This is a genomic window from Variovorax sp. M-6 (assembly GCF_052114385.1).
In the GTDB taxonomy this organism is placed as follows: domain Bacteria; phylum Pseudomonadota; class Gammaproteobacteria; order Burkholderiales; family Burkholderiaceae_C; genus Variovorax.
This window is the reverse complement of the sequence record NZ_JBFREQ010000049.1, coordinates 23,089-33,019: the sequence shown is the minus strand read 5'-3', so window position 1 is coordinate 33,019 and position 9,931 is coordinate 23,089. Positions and strand designations below refer to the sequence as shown.

Below are 9,931 nucleotides of genomic sequence, written 5' to 3'. Positions count from 1 at the left end.
GCCTTGTAGCCGGCGATGTTGGCCTGCGAGCTCAGCACGTCCATGCTCTGCGCGCGCGTGGTGCGCGGCGCGGCCTCCAGCGCGAAGGCCGTCAGCCCGGCGCTCGCCAGGCGCTCGAGCCCGGCGCCGTCGAAGGGGTTCAGCATGCCGATGACCACCGTGCCCGGCTTCATCAGCGCGCACTCGCGCTCGTCGGGGCTGCGCACCTTGAGCACGATCTCGGCCCCGAAGGCCCCCGCCGCATCCGCGATCTCGGCCCCCGCGGCCTGGTACGCCGCATCGGTCACGCTCGCGGCCACCCCGGCCCCGCTCTGCACACGAACCACATGCCCCTGCGCCACGAGCTTCTTCGCGGTCTCCGGGGTCACGGCAACTCGGGTTTCGCCTGGCACAGTCTCGGCCGGCACGCCTATCAGCATGGACTTCTCCTCAGGGCAGCATTGGAATTCGCGCCGAGCTTACCCGAAGACGCCGGAAGGACCTTGTCGCTCGCGCGCCGCTCTGTACACTGTCATCGGACGACCGGCGCACAGAAGCCGGCTTCTCAAAACAACGAGAAACAGGGGATGGAATGCGAATCGCTGCGCTCGATGACGAGGCGTATCAGCTCGAACTGATTCGCCACACCATGGAGGTCATTGGCCACGAGTGCCATGGCTACAGCGACGGCAAGTCGCTGCTGCGCGACCTTCACCACGAAACCTACGACCTGCTGATCCTCGACTGGGGCCTGCCCGACATCGAGGGACCGCGGGTGGTCCGGTGGATCCGCGAAGACCTGAACAGCTCGCTGCCCATTCTCTTCGTCACCAACCGGCGAGAGGAAAAGGACCTGATCGAGGGCCTGGCGGCCGGCGCCGACGACTTCATGACCAAACCGGTCCGGGTGTCCGAGCTGCAGGCCCGTGTGCGCGCGCTGCTGCGCCGCGCCTATCCGGCACGGCACGAAAGCCAGCTCAGCTTCCGCGGCTACCGCTTCCATCCCGCGACGCGCACCCTGCGGATCGACGGCCGGCTGGTCGAGCTCAGCCGGCGCGAGTACGAGCTGGCGCTGTTCCTGTTCCAGAACCTCGGCCGCCTTCTGTCGCGCGAACACCTGCGCGAGGCGGTCTGGGGCATCGGCGCCGAGACGCCTTCGCGCTCGCTCGACACCCACATCTCCCGCCTCCGGCTGAAACTCGAACTGCAGCCCTCGAACGGTTTCCTGCTGTCCGCCATCTATGGCCTGGGCTACCGGCTGGAGCCGCTCGAAACCGACCAGTTCGCACCGCTCTATCCCCCGGCCGACACAGCGGAATGACGCAGGACGCCCACGAGGCGGGCAGCCTGGATCATTGGCCCGATGCCGCCCTGATGCTCGACCAGCAAGGCCGCGTGGCGGTCGCCAACGCCGCGGCGCGGCGCCATTGGCAGTGCAGCGGCGAACAGTTGCGGGGCCAGGACGCGGACCGGCTGCTGCACGGGCTTCGCTGGCACGGCACCGGTGCGCCGATGCTGCCCCGGGCTGCACTGCGCGCAAGCCCACGACCGGTCGTCGGCGAAGGCGAGGACGCCGAGGGTCGCGGCCTGCTGCTGCGCTGCCTGCCGCTCTTCGACGACAACGCGGGACACCGCGGCTGGCTGGTCGTGCTGATCGACATCACGCCGATGCGGCAGGCCGAACGGCAGCGCGACGAGGCGCTGCGCTTCCTCGCGCACGACGCGCGCGAATCCGGCGCGACGATCCTGGCCCTGCTCGACCTGGCGCGCCAGCGGCCCGAGGCCTTCGCGGACGGCTCGCTGCTGCCGATCGTCGAACGCGAGGCGCAGGCCGGCCTCGAACGCTCCGACGGCTTCGTGGCCCTGGCGCGGGCCCAGGCCCGGCCCTTGCAGGTCGAGCCGCTCGACCTGATTGCGCTGCTGCGGCTGGTCGTCGACGCGGCCTGGGCCCTGGCCGCCCGGCAGCGCGTCCGGATCCTGTTGCCGTCCGTGCCCGACGAAGCGCCCTGCCTGGCCGACCGCGGCCTGCTCACGCGCGCACTGGACGCCATGCTGGACCATGCGCTGCAACGCGCGCCACCGGGCTCGGCGCTGCATTGCGGGGTCGCCGCGGACGGCCCGCGGTGGCGCATCTCGCTGCGCGAGCCGACGGCTGGCGCGCCGGTCCGGCTACAGTCGCGGCTGGTCCGCACCGTGGCGCAGCGCCATGGCGGAACGATGGAGATCGACCACGCAGCCGATGCCGGCTGCACCGTCACGCTGGTGCTGCCGAAACCGTCCACGGTCGAGCGCGCGGCGCCGGCGTCCGATACGGAGTCCTGAACATGGCACAGCGCTGGAAACCCAACGTCACGGTGGCCGCCGTGATCGAGCGGCAGGGCCGCTACCTTCTGGTCGAGGAAGAGACCGCCGATGGGCTCAGGCTGAACAACCCGGCCGGCCATCTCGACCCCGGCGAGTCGCCTGCCGAAGGCTGCGCGCGCGAGACCCTGGAGGAAACCGCGCACCGCTTCACGCCGACCGCCGTGGTCGGCATCTACCTGGCCCGCATCCGGCAGCCCAAGGACATCACCTACCTGCGCTTCGCGTTCGCGGGCACGCTGGGCGACTTCGAACCTGAGCGCGCGCTCGACCACGGCATCGTGCGCACGCTGTGGATGACGGTCGATGAAATCCGCGCCAGCACGGCGCGGCATCGCAGCCCCCTGCTGCTGCAATGCGTGGAAGACCATCTGGCCGGAAAGCGCTATCCCCTGGAACTGGTGCGGGTCGACCCCTCGATGGGCTGAAGCGCCTTCGAGATCACCCCCCCGCCGAGGCACACCTCGCCGTCGTACAGCACGGCCGACTGTCCCGGCGTCACCGCCCACTGGGCTTCGTCGAAATCGAGGCGGAAGGCGCCGTTGGCGCCCTCGCCCAGCCGGCAGGAAGCATCCGCCTGGCGGTAGCGCGACTTCGCCGCCAGGGCGCCGGCGCCCGGCGCGCTGCCCGAGACCCAGCTCGCGTCGTCGGCCTCCAGCGTCAGCGACAGCAGCCAGGGATGGTCGTGGCCCTGCACCACCCACAGCGTGTTGGCGGCCATGTCCTTGCGTGCCACGAACCAAGGCGCGTGATCGCCGGCGCCGCGCTGTGCCCCCTTGGCCTTGATGCCGCCGATGCCGAGCCCCTGGCGCTGGCCCAGCGTGTAGAAGCTCAGGCCCTGGTGCTCGCCGATCTGGCGACCGCGCTCGTCGCGGATCGGGCCCGGCTCCTTCGAGATGTAGCGGTTGAGGAACTCGCGGAACGGCCGCTCGCCGATGAAGCAGATGCCGGTCGAATCCTTCTTTTTCGCATTCGGCAGGCCGATCTCGTCGGCGATCCGGCGCACCTCGGTCTTGTGCAGCTCGCCGACCGGGAACAGCGTCTTCGACAACTGCTGCTGGTTCAGCCGGTGCAGGAAGTAACTCTGGTCCTTGGCCGGATCGAGCCCCTTGAGCAACTCATGCCGGTTCGTCGCTGCGTCGAGCCGCACACGCGCATAGTGACCGGTCGCGATCTTCTCGGCGCCCAAGCGCATCGCGTGGTCGAGGAAGGCCTTGAACTTGATCTCGGCGTTGCACAGCACATCGGGGTTGGGCGTGCGGCCAGCCTGGTACTCGCGCAGGAACTCCGCGAACACGCGGTCCTTGTAGTCGGCCGCGAAGTTGATGTGCTCGATCTCGATGCCCAGCACGTCGGCCACGCTGGCGGCGTCGATGAAGTCGATGTTCGACGAGCAGTACTCGCTGTCGTCATCGTCTTCCCAGTTCTTCATGAAGATGCCGACCACCTCGTGGCCCTGCTGCTTCAGCAGGTGCGCCGTCACCGCGGAATCGACTCCGCCGCTCAGGCCCACCACGATGCGCTGTTTTTCCATAGGGCTGGAATTGTCCCAGCATGGGCCTCCCGGTGCCCGCGGCGGGGAATCAGGCCGCTGCGGCCTGATGTCGCAAGCCGGCCAGCAGTTCGTAGGAACGCAGCCGTGCCTGGTGGTCGAACACCTGGGAGGTGATCATCAGTTCGTCCGCGCCGGTGCGCTCGATGAAGGCCTCGATACCGGCGCGAACGGTGGCCACAGAGCCCACCGCCGAACACGACAGCACCGAATCGAGCAGGGCGTTCTCGGCCGGACCGACCTTGCCCCGGTAGCCCGCCACCGGCGGCGGCAACCGGCCCGGCCGGCCGCTGCGCAGGTTCACGAAGGCCTGCTGCCAGGACGTGGCGCGGAACTCGGCTTCTTCGTCGGTTTCGGCCGCGAACACATTGAAGCCCAGCATCACGTAGGGCTTGGCCAGCTGGGCCGAGGGCTTGAAGGTCTCGCGGTAGATGCGGATCGCCTGCATCAGCTGCTGCGGCGCGAAATGCGAGGCGAAGGCGTAGGGCAGGCCCAGGTGGGCCGCGAGCTGGGCGCCGAAGGTGCTCGAACCCAGGATCCATACCGGGACCTCGAGCCCCATGCCCGGCACCGCGCGCACCGGCTGCCGCGGCTCCTTCGACATGAAGTCCATCAGCTCGACCACGTCCTGCGGGAACTGGTCGGCATCGGACTGCAGGTCGCGCCGCAACGCCTGCGCGGTGCGCTGGTCGGAGCCCGGCGCGCGGCCGAGGCCGAGGTCGATGCGGCCCGGGTAGAGCGACTCGAGGGTGCCGAACTGCTCGGCGATCACCAGCGGCGAATGGTTGGGCAGCATCACGCCGCCGGCGCCGATGCGGATGGTCGAGGTGCCGGCGCCGATGTGGGCCAGCAGCACCGCGGTCGCGGCGCTCGCAATGCCCGGCATGCCGTGGTGTTCGGCCAGCCAGTAGCGCCGGTAGCCCAGCTTCTCGCCGTGCTGTGCCAGCGACAGCGAGTTGCGGAAGGACTGGGCTGCATCGCTGCCCTCGGTGATGGGCGAAAGATCGAGGATCGAAAACGGAATCATGCCGCTATCTTGGCCTGGATCGCGCGCCTTCAAGCGCCGAAGGGCTATTCGGCCTGCGGCCCCCCCGGGGAGCGTGGGGGCCAGTTCAGTTCAGTTCAGTTGAGTGCCTTGGCCTTGAGCCGGGCGAACTCTTCCTGCGTGATGGTCCCGGCGTCCAGCAGGGCCTTGGCGTCCGCGATGTGCTCGGCCGGTGACTTGCCGGCCACTTCGCGGATGTAGGCGTCGGTGTCGGACTTGGCGCGCTGCAGGCTGGCGCGCTGCCGCTCGGCCATGCCGCGGCCCCGGGCGACGATGTAGATGATCGCCGTCAGGCCCGGGATGAAGACGAGCCCGATGATCCACAGCACCTTGGACCCGCCGCCCAGCTCCGAATCGCGGAACAGATCACCGATGATCTGGAACAGGATGAGCAGATAGACGATGAGGACGAAGGTCGACAGCAGGAGTTGGATCAGGTCCCAAAAATTGCTCATACAGATCTTTCTAGTTTGTTGGAAATTGAAGAAGGAAGGCGTTCGCCCTCAGGGCCGCCGCGTCGCGCCGTGCGCCAATGATCGCAGCAGTCCCAGCACGAAGCCACCGGTGAACATACCCAGGACATAGATCAGCAGCACCAGCACCGAGACCGGCAGACTGATGCTCATCGAGAACAGCGAGACGGTCACCGACTCCAGGTTCTGGATCTTGAACAGCACGACGATGCCGGCCAGGATCACGATCAGCGCGATGTAGAGGTAGCGTTGCATGGGGCTCTCCTTGTGGGGTGTCTGCGAGGTGGCACTCATCCGGCCGGCCCGCGGTTGCCGGGCGGCGGACCGAAGGAAGGCGGGCCTTGCGGCGGACGCGGCTGCGAGCCCGGCGGCCGCAATGGCGGCGGCGGCGGCGGCCGGAACGACGGCGAGCCCCAGTTCGACCACTGGTTGCGGTTCACGTCCCAGGGCCGGCCGCGGTAGTGCCGATCCCAGTACGTCGGCACCGAGAAGTTGACGATCGGCGCCCGTCGGACCGCGTTCGAGAGAAAGCGGGCATCGACCCAGCCGCGGCTGCGGCCCGCGGCGACGTCGCACCAGCGCCAGCGCGTGGTGCAGCCGAACACCCGCACGGGCGTGCGTGCCGGCAGCCAGGTCACGATGGGAAAGGCACGGTCGGGGCCGGCCCGCATGTTGACCGCCTCCAACGTGGAGGCCGACTGCGCCAGTGCCGGCAGCGGCAGCAGCAGCGAAAGCGCGACAAGCCATCGGCTCGAGGGGGTGGTCTGCATGGGTGTCCTCACGCTACACCGTGATCGCGCCGGAGACCAGCGCCCACAGCGCGCCCAGCGCAGCGGCCACGAGCACGCCGAAGACGACCATCTCGGGCCCGGTGAAGATCCGCTCCTTCTGTTCGCGCCGGGCGAGGAAATAGAGGAAGGTGCCCGGGGCATAGAGGATCGCCGACAGCAGCAGGAACTTCGGGCCGCCCGCGTACAGCATGCCCGTGGCATAGACCGTCGCGATCGCGCCGCGCACCCCGTCGCCGGTGCGGCTCGCGCCGGCGCGCTCGTAGGTCTTGCCGGTCCAGGCGAGCTTGAGCCCGTAGGCGGCGACCAGCAGGTAGGGGATGAGCGTCATCGAGCTCGTCATCTTCAGCGCCAGCGTGAAGGCGTACTCGGCGAACCAGGTCACGAGCAGGAAGAGCTGGATCACGATGTTGGTCAGCCACAGCGCAGCGGCCGGCACCTTGTTGGCGTTCTCGCGCGCGAGAAAGCTCGGCATGGTGTTGTTCTTGGCCGCCGAATGCAGGACCTCGGCGGCGAGCAGCGACCACGACAGGTAGTTGCCGAGAATCGAGATCAGCAGGCCGACACTGATGAAGACCAGGCCCCAGGGGCCGACGATCGAGGCCATCACGCCGGCCATCGCGGGCGTCGGCAGCGCCTGCAGGTCCGGGCGCAGCAGCACGCCGTACGAGAACATCGTGACCATGATGAGCAGGCACAGCACGCCGAGGAAGCCGAGCACCGTGGCAGTGCCGACGTCCTCGCGGTTCTTCGCGTGGCGCGAATAGACGCTGGCGCCTTCGATGCCGACGAACACGAACACGGTCACCAGCATCGTGTTGCGGACCTGGTTCGCCAGGCTCGACAGGCTGCGCTCTTCGCCGCCCCAGAAGTTCCAGGCGAAGATGTCGGCCTTGAAGCCGGCGACCGCGACCACCAGGAAGACGGCGATCGGCACGATCTTGGCGACGGTGGCGATGGTGTTCAGCGTCGCCGCTTCCTTGACGCCGCGCAGCACCAGGAAGTGCACGCCCCACAGGATCACCGATGCGGAGAGGATCGCCACGGCGGTCGAGCCGTCGCCGAAGACCGGGAAGAACTGGCCCAGCGTCGCCTTGATCAGTACCAGGCAGGCGACATCGGCCAGGCAGCAGCCGATCCAGTAGCCCACGGCCGACGCGAAGCCCAGGTAGTTGCCGAAGCCGGCCTTGGCGTAGGCGTAGATGCCGGTGTCGAGGTCGGGCCGGCGCCGCGACAAGGTCTGGAACACCAGCGCGAGCATCAGCATGCCGGTGCCGGCGATGGCCCACGCGATCAGCGCGCCAAAGCCCCCGGTCGAGCGGCCGAACGCCGAGGGCAGCGCGAAGATGCCCGAACCGATCATGGACCCGACGACGAGCGCGATGAGGGCGCCGCGGGAAAGCTTCTGGTCTTGCGAACTGCTCATGCCGGATTTGTGGGAAGGGAGCGAAGTGCTCGCGCAACCAAACTTGTTGTTCTCATAGGTTCTCGTCTTCTGTTCGCACGCATCGGCCGAAGCCATGGACCGCTGTCGCGGCCGAGCATCGATGGCTCGGGATTCTTTGTCAAGGGTGACTTCTAACGCTGCGCGCGATGCTGGATTTTCGGCGTCGATCGACGCATCATCGTGCGAAGGAGGGCCACACCGTGCAGGTCGCAAGCGACGCATGCACGCCTCGAAAACCAGGAAAGGACCTTCATGACAGCGAACCACCACTGCTGCGCGGACAGCATTTCGACCCCCTCGACAGGTGAAGAGGGCAACGGCCGGCGCGCCTGGCTGCGCGCGGGCGCGGGGACCGGCGCCGCGGTCCTGATGGCGGGCATCGGCTTGCGCACGGACGACGCACAGGCCGCCTCGCTCAGCCAGGCCCAGCGCGACGCGCTGACGCCCGACAAGGTCATCGAGTTGATGAAGAAGGGCAACCAGCGCTTTCGCTCGGGCAAGATGCAGCCGCAGGACTTCCTCGCGCAGAAGCGCTCGAGCGCCTCGGGCCAATTTCCGGCCGCAGTGATCCTGAGCTGCATCGACTCGCGCGCGCCGGCCGAGATCATCCTCGACATGGGGATCGGCGACACCTTCAATGCGCGCATCGCGGGCAACATTGCCAACAAGGACCTGATGGGCAGCCTGGAGTTCGCGTGCGCGGCCGCCGGCGCCAAGGTCGTGCTGGTGATGGGACACACCGCCTGCGGCGCGATACGGGGCGCCATCGACAACGTGCAGCTCGGCAACCTGACCGGCCTGCTCGACACCATCAAGCCGGCCATCGCGGCCACCGACTATGCGGGAGAACGAACCGGCAAGAACCCGGCTTTCGTCGATGCGGTGGCGCGCGCCAACGTGCAGCTGACGATCGACACCCTGCGCAGCGGCAGCCCGGTCCTGGCGGACCTCGAGAAGAAAGGCCAGATCAGGATCGTCGGGTCGATGTACGACTTGTCGAACGGCGTCGTGACCTTTCTGAGTTAGCGCCGGGCTCGCCCTTGTCTTTCACTGTTCCCCTGTTCATTCCACGAGACCCTTCATGAAGATCAACGTTTTCTCTCGCATCGCAACGCTCGCCACCGCCGTCATCCTCACCGCCTGCGCGGCACCCGGCCAGGACGCCGGTTCGATGATGATTCGCCAGGGCAAGATCGAGCAGATCACACCGACGACCATCCGCAGCGAAGCCCACACCGGGGTCGGCGCGGTGGTCGGCGGCATCACCGGCGTCGGCCTCGGCAGCCTGATCGGCGGCGGCACCGGCCGCGATGTCGCGATGGTCGCCGGCGCCATCGGCGGCACCATGGCGGGCGCCCAGATCGCGAACAACGCCGCCGGCTCGCAGCCCGGCCAGGAAGTGTTCGTGCGCACCGACAGCGGCGTGCTGGTCGAGGTGACCCAGCCGGTGACGCCCGGCCTGCGCGTGGGCCAGCGCGTCTTCATCCAGGGCAATGGCCACCAGGCGCGGGTCGTTCCGCAGTAATCCGGCGACGCGACGCCCGCCGCGTTGAGCGGCCGGCACGCGCCCCACGGCAAAAAAAAGGCCGCTCCCTGAGCGGCCTTTTTTGTTTTGTCCGGCGAAAACCCGGCTCAGAACGGGATGTCGTCGTCCATGTCGTCGAAGCCCGACGACGACTTGGCAGGCGCCTGGCGCGGCGCCGGAGCCGGCGCGCGCGGTGCGGCCGCCGGCGGGCGCGAGTAGCCGCCACCGCCGCCGCCGCCACCACCTTGCGAGTAGCCACCGTCGTCATCGCCCGAAGGACCGCCCTGGCCCTGGCGGCTGCCGAGCATCTGCATCTGGTCGACGCGGATGTCGGTGGCGTACTTCTCGACACCATCCTTGTCGTTGTACTTGCGCGTGCGGATCTGTCCTTCGACGTAGATCTGCGAGCCCTTGCGCAGGTATTGCGCGGCGATCTCGGCCAGCCGGCCGTTGAACACCAGGCGGTGCCACTCGGTGGCCTCGCGCATCTCGCCGCTTTGCTTGTCCTTCCACTTGTCGGTGGTGGCCAGGGTCACGTTGCACACCTGATCGCCGCTGGGAAAGGTGCGGGTTTCGGGATCGCGTCCCAGATTGCCGACGAGGATGACTTTGTTGACCGATGCCATATGCACTGCCCCTGATGAATGAATGGAGGAGAAGGAAAAAGAGAACCGGAGATTGTGCCGCATCGAGACGCCGCCCGGACGGCGCCAGGGGCCAATCCCGGGCCTGCGCCCGGAATTCGGACGAATCCCGCCCCG

The 9,931-nt window shown here is 68.2% G+C and carries 12 protein-coding genes and 1 pseudogene; 5 read left to right on the top strand and 8 right to left on the bottom strand.

Annotated elements, in window-relative coordinates; all coding sequences use genetic code 11:
• Positions 1–419 (bottom strand): annotated as a pseudogene (locus AB4Z46_RS32655) (NAD(P)(+) transhydrogenase (Re/Si-specific) subunit alpha); the annotation flags it as partial.
• Positions 420–571: 152 nt separating this feature from the next.
• Here AB4Z46_RS32655 and AB4Z46_RS32650 point away from each other — a divergent pair.
• Genes AB4Z46_RS32650 through AB4Z46_RS32640 form a run of 3 tightly spaced genes read left to right on the top strand, consistent with a single transcriptional unit; the run spans position 572 to position 2,768 of the window.
• Complete coding sequence (locus AB4Z46_RS32650; protein ID WP_442287720.1) at positions 572–1,300, top strand: response regulator transcription factor; 729 nt, start codon at positions 572–574, stop codon at positions 1,298–1,300.
• Entirely contained in the window at positions 1,297–2,301 is a 1,005-nt protein-coding gene (locus tag AB4Z46_RS32645) for a sensor histidine kinase (protein WP_442287719.1), read from the top strand. Before AB4Z46_RS32650 ends, AB4Z46_RS32645 begins: the two co-directional genes overlap by 4 nt.
• 2 nt (positions 2,302–2,303) lie before the next feature.
• Positions 2,304–2,768, top strand: coding sequence for an NUDIX hydrolase (locus AB4Z46_RS32640; protein ID WP_442287718.1), 465 nt, complete (start codon positions 2,304–2,306; stop codon positions 2,766–2,768).
• Here the strand turns inward: AB4Z46_RS32640 and mnmA are convergent.
• The 6 genes from mnmA to AB4Z46_RS32610 all read right to left on the bottom strand — a co-directional run bounded on the left by mnmA (position 2,726) and on the right by AB4Z46_RS32610 (position 7,624).
• Complete coding sequence (gene mnmA, locus AB4Z46_RS32635; protein ID WP_442287717.1) at positions 2,726–3,874, bottom strand: tRNA 2-thiouridine(34) synthase MnmA; 1,149 nt, start codon at positions 3,872–3,874, stop codon at positions 2,726–2,728. The two genes, AB4Z46_RS32640 and mnmA, sit on opposite strands and share 43 nt — an antisense overlap.
• Before the next feature lie 49 nt (positions 3,875–3,923).
• Positions 3,924–4,919 (bottom strand): LLM class flavin-dependent oxidoreductase, encoded by a 996-nt coding sequence (locus AB4Z46_RS32630; RefSeq protein WP_442287716.1) that lies wholly within the window; start codon positions 4,917–4,919, stop codon positions 3,924–3,926.
• A gap of 95 nt (positions 4,920–5,014) precedes the next feature.
• Positions 5,015–5,392 carry an SHOCT domain-containing protein gene (locus AB4Z46_RS32625; RefSeq protein WP_442287715.1) on the bottom strand — a complete coding sequence of 126 codons (378 nt, stop codon included), beginning with the start codon at positions 5,390–5,392 and terminating at the stop codon, positions 5,015–5,017.
• A gap of 48 nt (positions 5,393–5,440) precedes the next feature.
• The gene (locus tag AB4Z46_RS32620) at positions 5,441–5,665 is read right to left on the bottom strand and encodes a DUF1049 domain-containing protein (RefSeq protein WP_442287714.1); all 225 of its coding nucleotides are present in this window, start codon (positions 5,663–5,665) and stop codon (positions 5,441–5,443) included.
• A 35-nt stretch (positions 5,666–5,700) separates the two neighbouring features.
• Entirely contained in the window at positions 5,701–6,180 is a 480-nt protein-coding gene (locus AB4Z46_RS32615) for an SH3 domain-containing protein (RefSeq protein ID WP_442287713.1), read from the bottom strand.
• Between the two features lie 13 nt (positions 6,181–6,193).
• Positions 6,194–7,624, bottom strand: coding sequence for a basic amino acid/polyamine antiporter (locus AB4Z46_RS32610; RefSeq protein WP_442287712.1), 1,431 nt, complete (start codon positions 7,622–7,624; stop codon positions 6,194–6,196).
• 273 nt (positions 7,625–7,897) lie between these two features.
• Here AB4Z46_RS32610 and AB4Z46_RS32605 point away from each other — a divergent pair, with 273 nt between their 5' ends.
• Both AB4Z46_RS32605 and AB4Z46_RS32600 read left to right on the top strand, forming a co-directional pair.
• A complete protein-coding gene (locus AB4Z46_RS32605) occupies positions 7,898–8,671 on the top strand; it encodes a carbonic anhydrase family protein (RefSeq protein ID WP_442287711.1) in 774 nt (257 codons plus the stop codon).
• Between the two features lie 55 nt (positions 8,672–8,726).
• Positions 8,727–9,170: a glycine zipper 2TM domain-containing protein gene (locus AB4Z46_RS32600; protein WP_442287710.1), complete on the top strand. Its 444-nt coding sequence runs from the start codon at positions 8,727–8,729 to the stop codon at positions 9,168–9,170.
• A gap of 107 nt (positions 9,171–9,277) precedes the next feature.
• Here the strand turns inward: AB4Z46_RS32600 and ssb are convergent, their stop codons facing one another.
• Entirely contained in the window at positions 9,278–9,796 is a 519-nt protein-coding gene (gene ssb, locus AB4Z46_RS32595; RefSeq protein ID WP_442287709.1) for a single-stranded DNA-binding protein, read from the bottom strand.
• Positions 9,797–9,931 lie beyond the last annotated feature (135 nt).

Bases quoted from the DNA above. Each gene is read 5' to 3' on its own strand.
- AB4Z46_RS32600 (WP_442287710.1), top strand. From the start codon at position 8,727: ATGAAGATCAACGTTTTCTCTCGCATCGCAACGCTCGCCACCGCCGTC.
- AB4Z46_RS32630 (WP_442287716.1), bottom strand. From the start codon at position 4,919: ATGATTCCGTTTTCGATCCTCGATCTTTCGCCCATCACCGAGGGCAGC.
- ssb (WP_442287709.1), bottom strand. From the start codon at position 9,796: ATGGCATCGGTCAACAAAGTCATCCTCGTCGGCAATCTGGGACGCGAT.
- AB4Z46_RS32650 (WP_442287720.1), top strand. From the start codon at position 572: ATGCGAATCGCTGCGCTCGATGACGAGGCGTATCAGCTCGAACTGATT.
- AB4Z46_RS32610 (WP_442287712.1), bottom strand. From the start codon at position 7,624: ATGAGCAGTTCGCAAGACCAGAAGCTTTCCCGCGGCGCCCTCATCGCG.
- mnmA (WP_442287717.1), bottom strand. From the start codon at position 3,874: ATGGAAAAACAGCGCATCGTGGTGGGCCTGAGCGGCGGAGTCGATTCC.
- AB4Z46_RS32640 (WP_442287718.1), top strand. From the start codon at position 2,304: ATGGCACAGCGCTGGAAACCCAACGTCACGGTGGCCGCCGTGATCGAG.
- AB4Z46_RS32615 (WP_442287713.1), bottom strand. From the start codon at position 6,180: ATGCAGACCACCCCCTCGAGCCGATGGCTTGTCGCGCTTTCGCTGCTG.
- AB4Z46_RS32625 (WP_442287715.1), bottom strand. From the start codon at position 5,392: ATGAGCAATTTTTGGGACCTGATCCAACTCCTGCTGTCGACCTTCGTC.
- AB4Z46_RS32620 (WP_442287714.1), bottom strand. From the start codon at position 5,665: ATGCAACGCTACCTCTACATCGCGCTGATCGTGATCCTGGCCGGCATC.
- AB4Z46_RS32605 (WP_442287711.1), top strand. From the start codon at position 7,898: ATGACAGCGAACCACCACTGCTGCGCGGACAGCATTTCGACCCCCTCG.
- AB4Z46_RS32645 (WP_442287719.1), top strand. From the start codon at position 1,297: ATGACGCAGGACGCCCACGAGGCGGGCAGCCTGGATCATTGGCCCGAT.